Genomic DNA, 17,860 nt, shown 5'->3' on the forward strand with positions numbered 1-17,860 from the left:
TTAGAAGTTGTACCTGTTGTTGTCCAGGTCAGTGAGCCAGTATCTACTGGGTGCGTCCAAGGCGAATGTCCTCATTGATAATAATGGTGCGCGCATGTTACGCCGAGATGAAAAAGCCTGTCAACACATCATGCCGGATAATTGCGCAACATTTCATCAGGATGGCAGCATAATAAGGGCCTATCCCAGTAGGCATTATTGTCGCAGCCAGTTTGGACACGGACAGCGCGCAAAAACCGGAGCGTACACGAAGTACGTGAGGATTTTGAGCACTGCCCCGGTTCAAAATGGCAAGTAAAATAGCCCTAATGGGATAGGCGCTAAAAAAGCAGGGCGTTGCACAAACGTACAGCGCGGAAAAAATTACCGCGGGCGCAGAATGAAATGTTGCTAAGCTTAGACGGTGACCCACGCTTGCGGATGATCTTTATGAAACAAATCAGCAACTACGATCTGGCAGCCCTAAGCGAACAGGCCGCCCTGCAGCCGCGGCTGCGCACGCACCGCCTGCTGCACGATACGCAGAGTGAACCGGTACAACGGATGATCATCGCCATGGAGCCCGGCACCTACGTCCGGCCGCACCGCCACCCGCAAACCTGGGAGCTGCTGGCGCCGCTGTGCGGGCGCTTTGTGGTGCTGCAGTTCGACGACCGCGGCGCCGTTACCAGCCGCACCCTGCTGGGGGATGAGATCAAAATGCTGGAGTTGCCGGCTTTGGCGTGGCACACCGTGCTGGCGGTCGATCACGGCGGCGCGCTTTTTGAAGTGAAACAGGGGCCTTACCAACCGTTAGCGGCGGAAGACTGCATGGCCTGGGCCCCGGCGGAAGGGAGCGCGGGTATCGAAGCGGTGCTGCGCTGGTACGCCACCGCACAACCGGGCGATCGCTACCCCCATTGAAACGCCCCCAGCCGGCACCCCACCGCGCCGGGGCGCACGGTTACTGGGTTTCCAGCTTGGCGTAGGCCGCCACCAGCCATTTGATCCCTTCCCCCTGGAAGGCGATCTGCAACCGGCAGTGTTCGCCGCTGCCTTCCAGATTAACGATGGTGCCTTCGCCGAATTTCGGGTGGCGCACACGCTGGCCGAGCTTATAGCCGCTGTCGTTTTCGCTGATCGGCGTCCCCATGCGGCGGTGGCTCACCGGGCGTGAGACGCTGGCGCGCAGGCGAACTTCCTCGACGCACTCTTCCGGCAGTTCGCCGATAAAGCGCGAAGGGCGGTGATAGGCTTCCTTACCGTACAGCCGGCGAGTTTCCGCATAGGTCAGCGTTAATTTCTGCATCGCCCGCGTCAGGCCAACGTAGGCCAGCCGGCGCTCTTCCTCCAGACGCCCGCCCTCATCCAGCGACATCTGGCTGGGGAACATGCCTTCTTCCATGCCGACGATGAACACCTGGGTAAATTCCAGCCCTTTTGCCGAGTGCAGCGTCATCAGTTGCACCGCGTCCTGATAGGCATCGGCCTGCCCTTCCCCCGCTTCCAGCGCGGCATGGGACAAAAAGGCCTGCAGCGGCAACAGATCCTGATCTTCATCCTGGTAGCTGTACTGGCGCGTCGCCGTTACCAGCTCTTCCAGGTTTTCGATACGCGCCTGGCCTTTTTCGCCCTTTTCCTGTTCATACATCACAAACAGGCCGGAATCGCGGATCACCCGGTCGGTCTGCACATGCAGCGGCATTTCGGCGGTTTCATACGCCAGCGCGTCCACCAGTTCGACAAAGCGCTGCAACGAGGACGCCGCGCGCCCCGCCAACGCCTTATCCTGCAGCAGCGCACGGGTAGCCTGCCACAGCGTCAGTTGCCGATCGCGGGCCGCCTGGCGCACCACATCCAGCGTGCGATCGCCGATGCCGCGCGTCGGCGTGTTGACCACGCGCTCAAACGCCGCATCGTCGTTGCGGTTGGCGATCAGGCGCAGGTAGGCCAGCGCGTCTTTGATTTCCTGGCGTTCGAAGAAGCGCATGCCGCCGTAAATACGGTACGGCATCGCACTTTGCAACAGCGCCTCTTCCAGTACGCGTGACTGGGCGTTGCTGCGGTACAGAATGGCGCAATTATTCAGCGCCCCGCCGTTGTCTTGCCAGGTTTTAATCCGGTTAACCACAAAGCGCGCCTCATCCAGCTCGTTGAAGGCGCAATAGATGGAGATCGGTTCGCCCTCGGCCCCGTCGGTCCACAGGTTTTTCCCCATGCGGCCGTCGTTGTTGGCGATCAGCGTGTTGGCGGCCTTCAGGATATTGCTGGTCGAGCGGTAGTTCTGCTCAAGGCGAATGGTCTCCGCCGCCGGGAAGTCCTTCAGGAAGCGCTGGATGTTTTCCACCTGCGCGCCGCGCCAGCCATAGATTGACTGATCGTCATCGCCGACGATCATCACATTGGCGCGATCGCCCGCCAGCAGGCGGATCCAGGCATACTGGATGCGGTTGGTATCCTGAAACTCATCCACCAGAATGTTAGTGAAGCGTTCACGGTAGTGGTTGAGGATTTGCGGCTTGTTTAGCCACAGCTCGTGGGCGCGCAGCAGCAGCTCGGCGAAGTCCACCAGCCCGGCGCGATCGCAGGCTTCCTGATAGGCCTGGTAAATGCGCAGCAAGGTGGCCTCGACCGGGTTGCCGTAGCTTTCAATATGCTGCGGGCGCAGGCCATCGTCTTTTTTGCCGTTGATGTACCACATGGCCTGGCGCGGCGGCCACTGCTTCTCGTCAACGTTCAGCGCGCGAATAATGCGCTTGAGCAGCCGCAGCTGATCTTCGCTGTCGAGGATTTGGAAATCCTGCGGCAGGTTGGCGTCCATATGGTGGGCGCGCAGCAGGCGGTGGGCCAGGCCGTGGAAGGTGCCGATCCACATCCCGCCCTGGCTGGTGCCGATCAGGTGCTCAATGCGGTGGCGCATTTCCGCCGCCGCCTTGTTGGTGAATGTCACCGCCATGATGGAATACGGGGAACAGTTCTCCACCGCCAGCAGCCAAGCGATGCGGTGCACCAGCACCCGGGTTTTCCCGCTGCCCGCACCGGCCAGCACCAACAGGTTGCTGCGTGGCGCCGCCACGGCTTCGCGTTGTTTATCATTCATGCTGTCGAGCAGATCGGAAACGTCCATAGGCACCATTAATTGGTAAAGGAAAACGCGCGGCCCGCGCCTTTTCACTGGGAATTTATACAGAGTTATGGCTGGGATTATAACAACGCTGTCAGCGATGCCAACTGCGAAATCTCAATATGTGGCAGCAGCCGGCTGTCATCCGCCTGCATCAGGCTACGCTGACGATCGTTGATCCAGCAGGCCTGCAGGCCGGAACGCAGCGCGCCGGCCACGTCCGTGGTCAGATCGTCGCCCACGTGCAAAATGTACCGGGGCGCCACGCCAAGCCGATGGGCGGCCTGGTGGTACATGTCGTGATAGGGTTTTGAACGGCCATCGGGGCCGGAACGTAAAACGAATTGGAAATAGTCTGCCAGCCCGCACGCCGCCGGATCGGCATTGCCGTTGGTGATCGCCACCAGCGGGTAGCGTTCGGCCAGCGCCCGCAGAGTGTCGTGCGTCGCCTGCGGCACATCAATCTGGCTACGCCAGTGCGCGAAATCGTGCATCGCGGCATCGGCGCCGCTTGCCGCTGCGGCCTCGCTCACCCCCTGCCGGCACAGCGCCAGGTGGACGGCTCGCCAGCGCCATTCAGTGACGTCGTGGTAGATCTCCGGCTCCTGCTGGCGCAGTTCCTGGCGCAGGCGGTGAAAGTCCGCCGCCTGAAAATCACGCAGCCCCGGATGGTAGCGCTGCAAAAAGGCGACCGACTGCTGCTCGGTCTGCTTGATCACCGGGCGGTTATCGTACAGCGTGTCGTCCAGATCGAACGTCAACGCCGCAAGCGGGCGCAAGGGCCGGTAGAAACGCATCAGGATTTCCCCCGTTTGGCGCGTGGGTGGGCGGCGTCATACACATTTGCCAGATGTTGAAAGTCAAGATGGGTATAAATTTGCGTGGTGCTCAGGTTGGCGTGGCCCAGCAGTTCCTGCACCGCGCGCAGATCGCCGCTGGATTCCAACATATGCGTGGCAAACGAGTGGCGCAGCTTATGCGGGTGGATATGGCTGTTCACCCCTTGTTTTACGCCCCACTCGGCAAAGCGCTTTTGCACATTGCGCGCCGAGATGCGTTTCCCCTGATTGGACAGGAACATCGCGTCATCTTCCGGCGCGAACAGATCGCGCAGCGCCAGCCAGTGTTCTAGCCAGGTGACCGCCGTGCGGCCGATCGGCAGTTTGCGTTCCTTGCTACCCTTGCCCAGCACCCACACTTCGCCGGCCGCCAGATCGACATGGCGGCAGTTCAGCCCCACCAGTTCCGAAAGGCGCAGCCCAGCGCCGTACATCACTTCCAACATCGCGCGATCGCGCACGGCCAGCGGATCGTTAAGATCGATCTCCAGCAGTTGGTGCATTTCGTCCACATCGATATTTTTCGGCAGATGGCGGCCGCTGCGCGGCGTACGGATGCCCTTGGCCGGGTTGGCCTGCAATGCGCCCTGGCCCACCTGCCAATCCAGAAAGCTGCGCAGCGCCGACAGGCGCAACGCCAGGCTGGAAGCGTGCAGGCCGGCACGTTTGCTGCGCGCCGCCAGTTGGCGTACGCCGGCGGCGTCTAGCTGCGGCCACTGGGTGATACCGAGCGCCTCGGCCAGCGCGATCAGCGCCTGTAGCTGACGGGAATAGCTAAGAGTGGTCAACGGGCTAAGCTGGCGTTCAACCTTCAGGTAACGCAAAAACGCGTCCACCGGTTGCTGCAGGCCACCGCTTGAAGGGGTCATAACCGCTCGATCCAGCGTTCCAGCAGCTCTGGCAGCATACGCGCCAATTGGCCGAGCATCACAGTGCCCATGCCGGGTTGGTAGTGGTGCACATCGCGGCTGCTGAAGATCACCATGCCCAAATCGCCGTTTGCTCCCATCAACGACAGGGCGACCGAGCCGACCTGGCGCGCCTGCGGCAACAGCAGCAACAGCTCCGGCCCATTCAGGCTACCAAGAAAGTGGTGATCGTCCCCCAGGCGCTGAATGCGCAGGGGCTCAAACGCCGAACGCGACAGGCCAAGGTGGGTAAAATCGGAAGGGGCGCCAATGTTCCAGCGATCGTTAAACAAGCGAATATTGGCGCCGGCCAGGCCCAGACTGCGCGCCCAGCGCTGCAGGCGGTTAAGCATATCCTGCAGGCTTTCGGCCGTGGCCAGTTCGGCCTGCAGATGCAGCAGTTGGGCGAACAGCGCTTCGTTAGCGCTGGCCTGCTCCATCAGCAGCGTGATTTCCTCTTCCAACTGGGTGATATGGTTGCGCTGCCGCGCCAGATGCCATTCCACCAGCGACACGGTGCCACGCACCGGGTGGGGAACGCGCATCTGTTCAACCTGGCGCGCATTACGGATAAAAAAATCCGGGTTCTGCAGCAGATACTGCATGATGGCGTCATCATCAAGCTCAACGCCCGTGACGGCCTGGTCTTCAACGCTCTTCATAAGTGAATAAATCCGTCATAGACATGGGTTGCCGGGCCCGTCATAAACAGCGGGCTGCCCGGCCCCTTCCAGCGAATATGCAGGCTGCCGCCCGGCAATTCGACATGCACTTCTTCTGACAGCAATTCCTGCTGAATGCCAATGGCCACGGCCGCACAGGCGCCGCTGCCGCAGGCCTGCGTCTCGCCGGCGCCGCGCTCGAAAACGCGCAGCTTGATGTGCTCACGGCTGACCACCTGCATAAAGCCAATGTTTGCCCGCTCCGGGAAACGCTCATGGTTTTCCAACACCGGCCCAAGCAACTCAACCTTGGCGGTTTGTACATCATCCACCTGTAAAACACAATGCGGGTTGCCCATGGAAACCACGCCGCACAGCACCGTGTGTTCCGCCGCGCGCATAATGTAGGTTTTCTCTGCTTTTACCGCGCGGAACGGCACCGCCTGGGGATCAAAATTCGGCTCGCCCATGTTGACGCAGACCAATTCGTCATCGGTCACACTCAGCACCATGCGCCCGGTCTGGGTGCTGACGCGAATGTCGCGCTTGTTGGTCAACCCTTTCAGCCGTACAAAACGGGCGAAACAGCGGGCGCCATTGCCGCACTGCGCCACTTCACTGCCATCGGCATTGAAGATACGGTAGTGGAAATCAAGTTCCGGATCGTAAGGCGGTTCCACGATCAACAGCTGATCAAAACCCACGCCCAAATGCCGATCGGACAGGCGCCGGATCAGCTCAGGGGAAAAATAGACATTCTGTGTAACGGCATCGACCACCATAAAGTCGTTGCCCAGGCCGTGCATTTTGGAGAACTGCATATCATACTCCGCTATCTGGACGAGCTATCCGCCTATCCCCTTCACCCGGCAAGCACATCGCCTGCCGCGGGGCTGCCAGGGTATCGAACGCGGCCAACCTGCCACCGCGCTCGCACATTACGGGTTGCTCATTGACGAATGTTGCTGTGTACCAGATGCATCTTGCTGGTTTTTCTGCGTTTGCTCACCCGTTTGCACCGGCTTGGTAGCCGCTTTCTGTTCGGCAGGTGGGAAGTAGAGCGGGCCCTTCAGGCCACAGCCAGAGAGCCCGGCAAGCAGAACTGCCATCAGCGCATAGCGTAGTTGTTTTTTCATTTGCATTAATGCCTGTAATTCATGCGTCTAAGCTCTCTATAATCGCAGGTGGATCATGAAAAGCAATAGGAATCGAATATGAACGACAGTGAGTTTCACCAGTTGGCCGACCAACTGATGCTGAATATTGAGCAAGCTCTGGACGATTTTGTTGGGGAAGCCGACATCGATTACGAAACCAACGGCGGCGTCATGACGCTAAGCTTTGAGAACGGCAGCAAAATTATCATCAACCGCCAGGAGCCGCTGCACCAGATCTGGCTGGCAACCAAAACGGGCGGCTACCACTTTAACTACCGCAGCGGCGATTGGTTATGCGATCGCAGCGAGCAGCCGTTTTATACGCTGCTCAGCGAAGCGGCCAGCGCCCAGGCGGGGGAAGACATCCGCTTCGGCTAACCCCTCGCCGGCCTCAGTAGAGCTGGAAATGCTGTTTCATTGACAGCGGCGCCCCTTCGGGCACGGTGAGACACAGGTTCGACAGGGTATTGCTGCGGAACGGGATCACCTGCGTGCCGCCGTCGAGCTGCACAATCTGGTAAAACTGCGGCAGATTGAAATTGATGAAGCTGGAACCGTAGGTAAAGCGATCGTGGGATGAGGAATAGAAACGGCTCACGTCGCGCACCAGCTCTTCTTTGCTGCCTTCGCAGTGGTGGTAAACCTCAACCCGGTTAGACTCATCCAGAATATAAATATTGAAGCCCTTGTCGTCCGTGGTGTCTTCGAAAAAGAACTGGATGATCCCTTCGCTGGCAAAACCATCCACCACCGGCGGCAGGTGCACCTGATCGGTTTCCACCTTGATCGACAACCCGTGCAGCTTGTTGTTGGAAATGGCGCCGTAAAACTCAATGGCGTTTTCCAGCTTCTGTACCGACACGCTTAGCCGCTCAAAGAACAGCCCCCAGGTTTGCCCCGCCACGCGCACCGCTTTGAAACGGCCCGGCTCCAGGCGGGTGCTGGACAAACGCAGCTCAATGCATTCGGAAACCAACTGCTGGATACGGGTGCGGATCAGCCCGCGCAAATGCTGGCTATAGCAGAATACTTCCACCGACTCCGGCGGCGCAGCGTCCTGGTGCATCTTGCCCAAAATGGTTTTCAGCGCTTCCAGCACCGATTGCTCGCCGCTGAAATGCAGGGTACGCACCTCATTCCACGAGTTGCGGTACAGCAGATCGATACTGCCCACCAGGCACTGTTGCTGCTGGCCGAAGCTGAACACATCCAGCTTGCGGAAATCAAAATGCACCACCTGATTGCGGAACGCCGCGGTCGGATCGTGTTCCAGGTTGACGATAATCGCCAGGTGGCGAATTTCACACGGGCTGTACAGCGCCTTCGGCGACGGGGCCGGCAGGCGCAGCGGGAAGTGGTGCGACACATCGGACACCAGTTCTTGCAACTTGGCGATATCGCACAGGTTGCCGCTCTTGATATGCAGACGGGTGCTCGGCGTCAGCAGGCCGTTGAAGTAGGCCCAGGCCACCAGCTTGTTCAGGTAGCGGTTATATTCCAGCGGCTGATGGCTGACGATGGTACTCATCGCTGGCGCCTGATTGTACAGATACCAGCCGGTGCGGTTGGCACGGCCGATCGGCACGTGGATGAAGGTCAGATCGCGTTCGGAAAGATCCGGCGATATCTGCGGGTTCACCAGCGTCACTTTGCCGGGCAGCGCCTCAAAGGCGGCGTACAGTTTACGGGTCAGCACCCCGATATCCTGCGGGCTGGCGCTGATGCTAAGGTTGTTACGGCGGGCAAAGCGAATCAAGTTGCGGTAGCTTTGCATCATCGCATCGAGCAATTCGTTATGCGCCTCACGCACCCGTTCAATCTTCCAGTTGGCGCGGTTATCCAGAATCGCCAGGCGCTCTTCATCCCAACCCCAGGCGCTGACCAGTTGGCTCAGGATTTCACGCCGCCAGCCGACGCACGCTTTACTGTTGGATTGGGAGAGTTTTTCACAGACTTTCAGATAAAAACAGCGGCGGGCAAGATCAAGGCGGGTCGTATCGTTGATTTCGGTCAGGTAGTGGGTCACCCGTTCCAACATCATACAGTAGGCATCCAGCCCAAAACAAACGATATCGCCCGCATGCAGGCGTTGCTTGATGTCCATCGCCAGCAGTTGCGTATTGGGGTATTCCCAGGAATAGGCTTCCAGCAACAGCGTCTTCAACACCGCCTTGTACGGCGAGTCGATGCTTTTATACAGCTGCCACAGGCTGGCACCGAAGTATTCTTCCGCCGACAGGGTGCTCAGGCCGCCGAGATCCAGCCATTCATTGGGCGTTAGCGCGCCTTGCGCATACAGCGACAGCACATATTCGTCGTAGTGGGCTTCTTCTTCGCCGGGCACCATGTTCCACAGAATTCGTTTACCGGCCAGGCGCACCGCGGTGCGGTAAAATTCGTCCAGCAACAGAATATGCTGGGTGGAGCCGCAGTCTTCGCCGCCCAGGTTGCCGCTTTCGTTATGGCGGAAGCGGTTCTCGTCGATCAGGAAGAAGCTGACTTCCACCCCCATCGACGCCGCCCATTTTTCCAGCAAGCTGCATTTCTGCTGCAAACGGTTGCGCTCTTCGCCATCGAGCCAGGACTGGTGGCACACCCAGATGTCGAGATCCGACCGGCTGCTTTGGCCGATCGATGAGGTGCTGCCCATCGAGTAAATGCCGGTAATCGGCAGTTCACCGCTGGCCTGCGCGGCTAAGGCGCTGCCCCATTTATCTTCTAAATCATCAAGGTATTGTTTTTGGTTTTCGTCAGGCGTGTAGAGACAGATGCCATGGGGAACGTTACCATTCAGGTAGCCCGGCATCAGTGGATGATGGAAATGCAATAAGGCCGGCAGCAGACTGTAGACCCGTTGAAAAGCGGGTTTCATGGCCGCCAGAGCGCGATCGATACGCAGTTGGTTGATCGCATCTTGCCTTTGTTTCAGTGTCTCGATGTAGAGGTACAAGACGTCTCGCCTGATTATCCCGGTGTTTGGAAAAAACCGTATTTTTTGCCAGCGTCGTAAGTTTAGAAGAATAATTGACGACTTATTGCTGGAAACGTGATCAATCTAACACCTTGCTGATTGACCGTAAAGGAGGTAACGCGACACAATCGTGAGTCTAACCCACGCCCACGCATGCTAGCGCCCCACCTTCCCATGCCGCCCATTGATTCCATTACCCTTTCTGTGCCTATGGCTTCTTACACTGACAGTTTTCCCTCTCGGTGGTAGGATGGGCAAAGAATAAAGGAGCGGTAACCAGCAATGTTAGACAGAATTATTAGAATTGCCACCCGACAAAGCCCTCTTGCGCTCTGGCAAGCACAATATGTGCAACAGCGCCTGATGGCCAGCCATCCTGGCCTGCAGGTTGAGCTGGTGCCGATGGTCACGCGCGGCGACATTATCCTGGATACGCCGCTGGCGAAAGTGGGCGGTAAGGGCCTGTTTGTCAAAGAACTTGAGCTGGCATTGCTGGAAAACCGCGCGGACATCGCCGTGCACTCCATGAAAGATGTGCCCGTCGCGTTCCCCGCAGGGCTGGGGCTGGTGACCATTTGTGAACGCGACGATCCGCGCGATGCGTTTGTCTCCAACCATTTCGCCACCCTGGACGCCCTGCCCCAGGGCAGTTGCGTGGGCACCTCGAGCCTGCGCCGCCAGTGCCAGCTGCGCCATTATCGGCCAGATCTGGTGGTGCGCGATCTGCGCGGCAACGTCGGCACCCGCCTGGCGAAGCTGGATAACGGCGATTACGACGCCATTATTCTGGCGGCGGCCGGGTTGAAACGCCTGGGCCAGCAACAGCGTATCCGCTGCCCGCTAAGCACCGAAATTTCCCTGCCGGCCGTCGGCCAGGGCGCCGTCGGCATTGAATGCCGGCTCGACGATAATGTCACCCGTGCGCTGCTGGCCCCGCTTAACCACAGTGAGACGCAGGCCCGCGTACAGGCGGAGAGAGCCATGAACACCCGGCTGGAAGGCGGTTGCCAGGTGCCTATCGCCAGCTATGCCGAGCTGGCGGACGGCACGATATGGCTGCGCGCGCTGGTCGGTTCGCCGGATGGCAAGCAGATAATACGTGGCGAACGCCGCGGCCCGGTGGCGCAGGCGGAACAGATGGGCATTGCGCTGGCGGAAGAACTGCTGGCCAAGGGTGCGCGTGAAATCCTGCGCGACGTTTATCAAGGGCAGCCCCCCGCATGACCATCCTGGTAACCCGCCCATCCCCGGCAGGGGAGCAGTTGGTGAGCCGCCTGCGCGCGCTTGGCCGGGTTGCCTATCATGCGCCGTTGATCGATTTCGCCCCCGGGGGCGATTTGCCCAGGCTGCCGCAGGCGCTGCAGCAATTGAACCCGGGCGATCTGGTATTCACGCTGTCGCAGCACGCGGTCAGCTATGCCAACGCCGTTATTCGCCGCGCTGGGTTTCAATGGCCGGCGCACCTGGCCTATTATGCTATAGGCCGCACCACCGCATTGGCGCTGCACCGCGTCAGCAGCCTGCCGGTAGATTACCCGCGCGAGCAGGAAACCAGCGAAACGCTGCTGCTAATGCCGGCGCTGCAGGCGCTGTCAAACCGCCAGGCGGTTATCCTGCGCGGCAACGGCGGGCGGGCGCTGCTCGGCAACACGTTGCGTGAACGCGGCGGCGCCGTAAGCTATTATGAATGTTATCAACGCAGCCCGGTGCATTACGACGGCGCAGAGCAAAGCGCTCACTGGCAGCGGGCCGGTGTCAATACGCTGGTAGTGACCAGCGGCGAAATGTTAAAACAGCTTCACACTTTAGTTCCTGATTACTACCGTTCGACATGGCTTTTGCAGTGCCGCCTGGTGGTCGTCAGCGAACGCTTGGCTACCCTCGCCCAGGCATTGGGATGGAGCGCAGTTCGGGTAGCTGATAACGCCGATAATGACGCGCTGATACGCGCGCTACAATAAACCTGACTATGGAACGTGCCATTATGACGGAACAAAACCCCCCATCAGCACCGGTTGAAGAGCCGGCTCGTAAGGCTGAAAGCCCGCAGCAGCCAGAAGCGAACAGCCGTAAAGGTAAGAACACCGGCGCTGCCCTGGGCGCGATTGCCATCGTGCTGGTGATTGCGCTAGGCGCTGGCGGTTATTACCACACGCACAAGCAGGCACAAATGTTGATCGCCGCCAATCAGGATCTGCAGAGCCAGTTGGCTACGCTGCAGCAAAGCCAGCAGCAGGAAAAGCGTGCGCTGGAAAACATGCTGCAGCAACAGGGCACATCGCTGGCCACCGCCGATCGTGAACAGGCTGCTCTTGCGCGCCAACTGAATGAGCTGCAGGAAAAGGTCGCCGTGATCTCCGGCAGCGACGCCAAAACCTGGTTGCTGGCCCAGGCCGATTTCCTGGTGAAAATGGCCGGCCGCAAGCTGTGGGGCGATCAGGACGTCAACACCGCCGCGGCGCTGCTGAAAAGCGCCGACGCCAGCCTGGCGGACATGAACGATCCGAGCCTGATCGACGTGCGCCGGGCGATTACCGAAGACGTCAGCACGCTGTCTACCGTGGCTCAGGTCGATTTTGACGGCATCATCCTGAAGGTCAACCAACTGGCCAATCAGGTGGATAACCTGCGCCTGGCGGACAACGACAGCGACGAGTCGCCGATGGATGAAGACAGCAGCGAGCTGTCCAGTTCGATCAGCGAATGGCGCCAGAACCTGAGCAAAAGCTGGCATAACTTTATGGCGGACTTCATTACCATCCGCCGCCGTGATACCAGCGCAGAACCATTGCTGGCGCCGAATCAGGACATCTACCTGCGCGAAAATATCCGTTCACGCCTGCTGATTGCCGCCCAGGCGATCCCGCGTCATCAGGATGAGGTGTATAAACAGTCGCTGGAAACTGTTTCAACCTGGGTGCGCGCCTATTTCGACACCAGCGATTCCACCACCAAAGCGTTCCTGGAAGAGCTGGACGGCCTGAGCCAACAGTCGATCTCCATGGATGTGCCGAGCCAGTTGAAAAGCCAGCCGCTGCTGGAAAAACAGATGCAGACCCGGGTGCGCAACCTGCTTGCCCAGGGCCCTGCAGCCCATCAGGAGGGATAAGCCATGTTACGCGTGTTATTCCTGTTCCTGGTGCTGATTGCCAGCGTGGTGCTTGGGCCGATGCTGGCCGGCCATCAGGGCTATGTGCTGATTCAAACCGATAACTACAACGTTGAAACCAGCGTCACCGGCCTGGTGATCATGGGCATTCTGCTGTTCGTGGTGCTGTTTGCGATCGAATGGATCCTGCGCCGGATGTTCCGCACCGGCGCCCGCACCCGCGGTTGGTTCCTTGGCCGCAAACGCAGCCGGGCGCGCAAGCAAACCAAAGCGGCGCTGATCAAGCTGGCGGAAGGCGATTACAAACAGGTGGAAAAACTGCTGACGCGCAACGCCGACCATGCGGAGCAACCGGTGGTGAACTACCTGCTGGCCGCCGAAGCGGCGCAACAGCGTGGGGATGAGTTCCGCACCAACCAATACCTGGAGCGCGCCGCCGAAGCGGCGGATACCGATCAACTGCCGGTCGATATCACTCGGGTGCGTATCCAACTGGCGCAGGGCGAAGTGCATGCGGCGCGCCACGGGGTCGATCGCCTGCTGAACCAGGCGCCACGCCACCCGGAAGTGCTGCGCCTGGCGGAACAGGCCTACCTGCGCACCGGCGCCTATGCCTCGCTGCTGGAAATTCTGCCTTCAATGAGCAAAGTGAAGCTCCATAGCGAAAGCGAGCTGCAAGCGCTGCAGCAGCAGGCCTATATCGGCCTGATGAACCAGGCGATGGCGGATGAAGGCAGTGACGGGCTGAAACGCTGGTGGAACAACCAGAGCCGCAAAATCCGCCATGAAGTGCCGCTGCAGATAGCGATGATAGAACACCTTATCCAATGCGACGACCATCAAATGGCGCAGGAAATCTTACTCGACGGCCTGAAGCGCCAGTATGACGAACGCCTGGTCTTGCTGATCCCACGCATCCGTTCCGGCAACCCGGAACAGTTGGAGAAGGCGTTGCGCCTGCAGATCAAACAGCACGGCGCCACGCCGCTGTTGAACAGCACGCTGGGCCAGTTGTTGATGAAACAGGGTGAATGGCAGCCGGCCAGCGAAGCCTTCCGCGCCGCATTGCAGCAGCGCCCGGATGCCTTCGACTACGCCTGGCTGGCAGATACGCTGGAAAAACTGCACCGCTCCAGCGAGGCGGCGCAAATGCGCCGTGAAGGGCTGATGCTGACGCTGAAGCAAAATGGCGATAGCCAACCGCCAGCGCCACCCGCCGCCTAACCTTCACCCCCTGGCCGCCCGCCAGGGGGATTTATTCCCTTCATCCCCCCTGCTTTATTGCCCTGCCGCCAAACGACAGGCAAAAAAAACACTTGCCGAACCGGCAAGTGTATAAGAAAAGCAATCAGGTCTAGGACAACAGGGGCGGTGCCTCACTCAACGTAATGCCCTGAGTATGATGAAACAGCTGCAAGCAACCTTTCATCGTTCTGGTAGGCAATAGGCACCCTAAATCGGCTCTGCATCATTCCCAGGGTTTATGAAGCCTAAGGCGAACATAAGGGATGGAATGAGCATCTACGGGATAGATATTGCACTTGGCGTGCCAACTTTGCCATTTAGACACAACAGACATCTATCAACATGATTTTTAAGTGATTAAATTCGTTATTTTTAATATCGGCCGTTACACGGCGGCCCCTTTGCAAGTGGCACATCGGTTTTTTGTCGCCTGCAAACGACAGCCTGACCACTTAGAGTTTTTATTTAATAGATTCAGTGAATTATATGTCTCCTGCTGGCGACAGGCCACAGGGTCAATGTCGCCGAAAACCAACAGATTGGCGCAACACGCTGAACAAAATAGGGAAAAAGCGATCACGGGAGCGGAAAATCGCTGACGGCCGAAGAGAGGGCAAAGATGACAGGCGAAAAAAAACCTGCTTATGAAAGCAGGTTTCTCGAATGTGGTCGGCGAGAGAGGATTCGAACCTCCGACCCACTGGTCCCAAACCAGTTGCGCTACCAAGCTGCGCTACTCGCCGATTTCTTGTCTGGCATACTACCGGGTAATAAGCTTTATGTCTATGAAAATATTAACTATTTAAGACATTTTGCGTGGTGCGAAGAGAGGGACTTGAACCCTCACGTCCGTTAAGACACTAACACCTGAAGCTAGCGCGTCTACCAATTCCGCCACCTTCGCACGGCCACAAAACAGCTTTTACTCGTCACTTCCCGTAGGAAGAATGGGGTGGCTAATGGGACTCGAACCCACGACAACTGGAATCACAATCCAGGGCTCTACCAACTGAGCTATAGCCACCATTACTTCTTAAAATCACGCGGTAATCATACCACCGCAGCTCTTGCGCACAAACTTAATGGCGCGCCCGACAGGATTCGAACCTGAGACCTCTGCCTCCGGAGGGCAGCGCTCTATCCAGCTGAGCTACGGGCGCGTAGCGCCGTTGCGGGTGGGGATACTACGGATTTAAACCGATCCTGTCTAGTGCTTTTTCGCAGAAATGTTGCGTTTGCTTATGCTTTGCGCAGCACTACGCAAGAAAGGGCCATCCATAGCCCTTTTTAGCGGCTTATTGCTGAGTTTCTACCCGATTTTCAGCCTGATGCTGTTTTTTATTCATGCCTAATGCGAAATAGCAGACGCTGACGGCAGCCAGGAACACCGCCCCAACCAGCAGGGAAATACGCGTATCCGGGTTAATCCCCATACCAACCAGCACGCACAGCAGGAAAGCGATGGTCAGGTAGTTCACGTACGGGAACATGACCGACTTGAAGCCATGGGTTTTAATCGCTTCTTTATGCACGCGGCGGAAATGGAGCTGGCTAATCAGCACCACAAACCACGGCACCATCCCCGGCAGCACGCTGGCGCTGTACACATACACAAACACCTGCTGCGGGTTTGGAATGATGTAGTTCAGCATCGCGCCGGCCAGCAGGCAGAAGATGGTAATCGCAATACAGTTGACCGGCACGCCGTTGGCGGAAAGCTTGGTCAACGCCGCCGGCAACTGGCGATTTTTCGCCAGCGCATACAGCATACGCCCGCCGCTGTACATACCGCTATTGCAGCCGGAGAGCGCCGCACTCAGCACCACAAAGTTAATGATCCCGGCCGCTGCAACGATGCCAATCTTGGCGAAGGTCAGCACAAACGGGCTACCGGCAGTGCCGATGCCGTTCCACGGGAAGATGGTCACAATCACGAAGATGGCGCCCACGTAGAAGATCAGGATACGCCACAGGATGTTGTTGATCGCCCGCTTAAGGGTGACCTTCGGATTTTTAGCCTCGCCGGCGGTAATACCGACCAGCTCAACCCCCTGGTAGGACGCCACGACAATACAGAGTGCAAACAGGAAGCCTTTCCAGCCGCCGGCGAAGAAGCCACCGTGCGCCGTCAGGTTGGCAAAGCCGATTGGTTCGCCGCCGTTGCCGAAGCCAAAGAGGATCACCCCCAGGCCAACCAGGATCATCACAATAATCGTGGTGACCTTGATCATCGCGAACCAGAATTCCAGTTCACCATACAGCCGGACCGCCACCAGGTTAGCCAACGCCACCATGCCTACGGCAATCAACGCCGGCAGCCACTGCGGTATTTCCGGGAACCAGAACTGGACGTACACGCCGATAGCGGTGATCTCGGACACCCCGACGGCAATCCACATAAACCAATATCCCCAGGCCGTCAGGTAGCCGAAGTAGGGGCTCATATACTTATGCGCATAAACGGCAAAGGAGCCGGCCACCGGCTCCAGGAACAGCATTTCCCCCATCGAGCGCATGATGAAGAAGACAAACAGCCCGGCAATGATATAGGCCAGCAATACTGACGGCCCAGCCCACTTCAGCGTACTGGCCGATCCCATAAACAGACCGACGCCAATGGTGCCGCCCAGCGCAATCAATTCAATATGCCGGGCTTCCAGCCCCCGTTGTAGTCCCTGCGGTTTTTCTTTACTCGCCATAAATCCTCAGTTGTTATTTATCGGCTGCTTCCATCCACCGCCGTTCGGCGTTGCCCGAATGGAACACAACCCCTGTTATGTTTGCCTGCCGGCTGGCACCGGTCATTATTGTTTTAGGTGGTTAATTACCCTCATCGGCAGCACTATCCACGGGGTAGCCGGCAAAAGCGCAGTAAAAAAACGCAGTTTCGCCCGGCAAACCCAGCGTAAAGGCCGTAAGGAATAATTTCCGGTCGGTATCGTTTCGCATTTTGCGGCTATAAGCAAACCGCACGTTAAAACTTTATGAAATAAACAAGCGGCGTATTAGGGCAGGAGGTTATAGAAACGCAGGTTTTTCAGGAAAAAGGCGCGGTATACGCTGCGCCGGGAATAACGCGGTGAGGCGATAACCGCCGGCATGCCGCGCAAAAACCGGCGCCATCATAACTTGCCGCTATAATAGTAACCCACAAACTTCAGCAGCTTCAGTTGGCGGCGCAGCCGGCTGGGCTGGCATAACAGCCGGTAAAGCCACTCCAGGCCCAGACGCTGCCACACCTTGGGCGCACGCTTCACATGGCCGGTAAACACGTCATAGGTGCCGCCTACGCCCATATACAGCGCATCAGGGTGTACCTTGCGGCAGTCCCGCATCAGGATTTCCTGCTTCGGCGAGCCCATAGCCACAGTCACGATCGCCGCCCCGCTGGCGCGAATGCGTTCAAACAGCGCGCCGCGCGCCTCGGGCGCAAAATAGCCGTCCTGGCAGCCGACAATGTTCACATTCCACTGCCGGTGCAGCTTCTGCTCGGTTTCCGCCAGCACGGCCGGTTTACCGCCGATCAGAAACACCGGCGTGCCCTCCCGGCCCGCACGCTGCATCAGCGCTTCCCACAGATCCGCACCCGCCACGCGCGCCACCTCGGCACCGGGGTATTTTCGCCGGATGGCACGCACCATGCTGATTCCGTCGGCGTACTTGTATTCCGCCTCGTCCAGCAATGCGCGCAGCGCCGGATCGCGCTCCGCATTCAGGACTTTTTCGGCATTCATTGCCACCAGCGTTCCCTGCCTGATCTTGCCGCCATCAAACAGAAAATCCAGACACTGCGCCATATCGCGAAAGCCCCAAAGGCTAAAACCGCGCAGCGCGTATTGGGCAACAGACACCTTTGCTTCCATGAT

The 17,860-nt window shown here is 58.5% G+C and carries 15 protein-coding genes and 4 tRNA genes; 6 read left to right on the forward strand and 13 right to left on the reverse strand.

The genetic code is table 11. The features are described from left to right. Positions 1-429: 429 nt before the first annotated feature. Complete coding sequence (locus tag ACN28Q_RS10870) at positions 430-903, forward strand: WbuC family cupin fold metalloprotein (RefSeq protein WP_095848995.1); 474 nt, start codon at positions 430-432, stop codon at positions 901-903. 40 nt (positions 904-943) lie between these two features. Here ACN28Q_RS10870 and uvrD read toward each other — a convergent pair whose 3' ends face one another. From uvrD to lptM, 6 genes are all read right to left on the reverse strand, one after another. Further along, on the reverse strand, positions 944-3,106 hold the full coding sequence (gene uvrD / locus ACN28Q_RS10875) for a DNA helicase II (RefSeq protein ID WP_095848996.1): 2,163 nt from the start codon (positions 3,104-3,106) through the stop codon (positions 944-946). A 77-nt stretch (positions 3,107-3,183) separates the two neighbouring features. Beyond that, entirely contained in the window at positions 3,184-3,900 is a 717-nt protein-coding gene (gene yigB, locus ACN28Q_RS10880; protein WP_095846360.1) for a 5-amino-6-(5-phospho-D-ribitylamino)uracil phosphatase YigB, read from the reverse strand. Beyond that, complete coding sequence (xerC, locus tag ACN28Q_RS10885; protein ID WP_095846361.1) at positions 3,900-4,811, reverse strand: tyrosine recombinase XerC; 912 nt, start codon at positions 4,809-4,811, stop codon at positions 3,900-3,902. Before xerC ends, yigB begins: the two co-directional genes overlap by 1 nt. Beyond that, the gene (locus ACN28Q_RS10890) at positions 4,808-5,512 is read right to left on the reverse strand and encodes a DUF484 domain-containing protein (protein ID WP_095846362.1); all 705 of its coding nucleotides are present in this window, start codon (positions 5,510-5,512) and stop codon (positions 4,808-4,810) included. The genes xerC and ACN28Q_RS10890 overlap by 4 nt, the downstream gene beginning before the upstream one ends. Next, positions 5,509-6,333, reverse strand: a complete 825-nt coding sequence (gene dapF, locus ACN28Q_RS10895; protein WP_095846363.1) for a diaminopimelate epimerase — start codon at positions 6,331-6,333, stop codon at positions 5,509-5,511. The genes ACN28Q_RS10890 and dapF overlap by 4 nt, the downstream gene beginning before the upstream one ends. Positions 6,334-6,450: 117 nt before the next feature. Next, a complete protein-coding gene (gene lptM / locus ACN28Q_RS10900) occupies positions 6,451-6,648 on the reverse strand; it encodes an LPS translocon maturation chaperone LptM (protein WP_329957314.1) in 198 nt (65 codons plus the stop codon). A gap of 78 nt (positions 6,649-6,726) precedes the next feature. Between lptM and cyaY the strand changes: the two genes are divergently transcribed. Then, positions 6,727-7,047, forward strand: coding sequence for an iron donor protein CyaY (cyaY, locus tag ACN28Q_RS10905; protein ID WP_095846365.1), 321 nt, complete (start codon positions 6,727-6,729; stop codon positions 7,045-7,047). Positions 7,048-7,060: 13 nt separating this feature from the next. Here the strand turns inward: cyaY and ACN28Q_RS10910 are convergent, their stop codons facing one another. Next, a complete protein-coding gene (locus tag ACN28Q_RS10910) occupies positions 7,061-9,619 on the reverse strand; it encodes a class I adenylate cyclase (RefSeq protein ID WP_095846366.1) in 2,559 nt (852 codons plus the stop codon). A 303-nt stretch (positions 9,620-9,922) separates the two neighbouring features. Here ACN28Q_RS10910 and hemC point away from each other — a divergent pair, with 303 nt between their 5' ends. From hemC to hemY, 4 genes are read left to right on the forward strand one after another with little or no spacing between them, the layout of a single operon-like run. Then, on the forward strand, positions 9,923-10,864 hold the full coding sequence (gene hemC / locus ACN28Q_RS10915; RefSeq protein ID WP_095846367.1) for a hydroxymethylbilane synthase: 942 nt from the start codon (positions 9,923-9,925) through the stop codon (positions 10,862-10,864). After that, on the forward strand, positions 10,861-11,601 hold the full coding sequence (hemD, locus tag ACN28Q_RS10920; RefSeq protein ID WP_095846368.1) for a uroporphyrinogen-III synthase: 741 nt from the start codon (positions 10,861-10,863) through the stop codon (positions 11,599-11,601). Before hemC ends, hemD begins: the two co-directional genes overlap by 4 nt. A 23-nt stretch (positions 11,602-11,624) precedes the next feature. Further along, positions 11,625-12,749, forward strand: coding sequence for a uroporphyrinogen-III C-methyltransferase (gene hemX / locus ACN28Q_RS10925; RefSeq protein ID WP_095846369.1), 1,125 nt, complete (start codon positions 11,625-11,627; stop codon positions 12,747-12,749). A 3-nt stretch (positions 12,750-12,752) separates the two neighbouring features. Continuing rightward, positions 12,753-13,973 (forward strand): protoheme IX biogenesis protein HemY, encoded by a 1,221-nt coding sequence (gene hemY / locus ACN28Q_RS10930; protein WP_095846370.1) that lies wholly within the window; start codon positions 12,753-12,755, stop codon positions 13,971-13,973. A 687-nt stretch (positions 13,974-14,660) separates the two neighbouring features. On the opposite strand, the gene ACN28Q_RS10935 is transcribed toward hemY, so the two are convergent. From ACN28Q_RS10935 to wecG, 6 genes are all read right to left on the reverse strand, one after another. Next, positions 14,661-14,737 (reverse strand) — tRNA-Pro (locus ACN28Q_RS10935). Positions 14,738-14,811: 74 nt separating this feature from the next. Further along, a tRNA-Leu gene (locus tag ACN28Q_RS10940) sits at positions 14,812-14,898 on the reverse strand. A 44-nt stretch (positions 14,899-14,942) separates the two neighbouring features. Further along, positions 14,943-15,018: transfer RNA gene (locus ACN28Q_RS10945), tRNA-His, on the reverse strand. A gap of 59 nt (positions 15,019-15,077) precedes the next feature. Beyond that, a tRNA-Arg gene (locus tag ACN28Q_RS10950) sits at positions 15,078-15,154 on the reverse strand. Positions 15,155-15,289: 135 nt separating this feature from the next. After that, positions 15,290-16,693 (reverse strand): bifunctional threonine/serine APC transporter ThrP, encoded by a 1,404-nt coding sequence (thrP, locus tag ACN28Q_RS10955; protein WP_095846371.1) that lies wholly within the window; start codon positions 16,691-16,693, stop codon positions 15,290-15,292. 423 nt (positions 16,694-17,116) lie between these two features. After that, positions 17,117-17,857, reverse strand: coding sequence for a lipopolysaccharide N-acetylmannosaminouronosyltransferase (wecG, locus tag ACN28Q_RS10960; protein WP_095846372.1), 741 nt, complete (start codon positions 17,855-17,857; stop codon positions 17,117-17,119). Between the last annotated feature and the right edge of the window lie 3 nt (positions 17,858-17,860).

It is taken from the genome of Gibbsiella quercinecans (assembly GCF_002291425.1).
In the GTDB taxonomy this organism is placed as follows: Bacteria; Pseudomonadota; Gammaproteobacteria; order Enterobacterales; family Enterobacteriaceae; genus Gibbsiella; species Gibbsiella quercinecans.

Coding starts and splice junctions, on each gene's coding strand:
- ACN28Q_RS10870 (WP_095848995.1), top strand. CDS start 430: ATGAAACAAATCAGCAACTACGATCTGGCAGCCCTAAGCGAACAGGCC.
- uvrD (WP_095848996.1), bottom strand. CDS start 3,106: ATGGACGTTTCCGATCTGCTCGACAGCATGAATGATAAACAACGCGAA.
- yigB (WP_095846360.1), bottom strand. CDS start 3,900: ATGCGTTTCTACCGGCCCTTGCGCCCGCTTGCGGCGTTGACGTTCGAT.
- xerC (WP_095846361.1), bottom strand. CDS start 4,811: ATGACCCCTTCAAGCGGTGGCCTGCAGCAACCGGTGGACGCGTTTTTG.
- ACN28Q_RS10890 (WP_095846362.1), bottom strand. CDS start 5,512: ATGAAGAGCGTTGAAGACCAGGCCGTCACGGGCGTTGAGCTTGATGAT.
- dapF (WP_095846363.1), bottom strand. CDS start 6,333: ATGCAGTTCTCCAAAATGCACGGCCTGGGCAACGACTTTATGGTGGTC.
- lptM (WP_329957314.1), bottom strand. CDS start 6,648: ATGAAAAAACAACTACGCTATGCGCTGATGGCAGTTCTGCTTGCCGGG.
- cyaY (WP_095846365.1), top strand. CDS start 6,727: ATGAACGACAGTGAGTTTCACCAGTTGGCCGACCAACTGATGCTGAAT.
- hemC (WP_095846367.1), top strand. CDS start 9,923: ATGTTAGACAGAATTATTAGAATTGCCACCCGACAAAGCCCTCTTGCG.
- hemD (WP_095846368.1), top strand. CDS start 10,861: ATGACCATCCTGGTAACCCGCCCATCCCCGGCAGGGGAGCAGTTGGTG.
- hemX (WP_095846369.1), top strand. CDS start 11,625: ATGACGGAACAAAACCCCCCATCAGCACCGGTTGAAGAGCCGGCTCGT.
- hemY (WP_095846370.1), top strand. CDS start 12,753: ATGTTACGCGTGTTATTCCTGTTCCTGGTGCTGATTGCCAGCGTGGTG.
- thrP (WP_095846371.1), bottom strand. CDS start 16,693: ATGGCGAGTAAAGAAAAACCGCAGGGACTACAACGGGGGCTGGAAGCC.
- wecG (WP_095846372.1), bottom strand. CDS start 17,857: ATGGAAGCAAAGGTGTCTGTTGCCCAATACGCGCTGCGCGGTTTTAGC.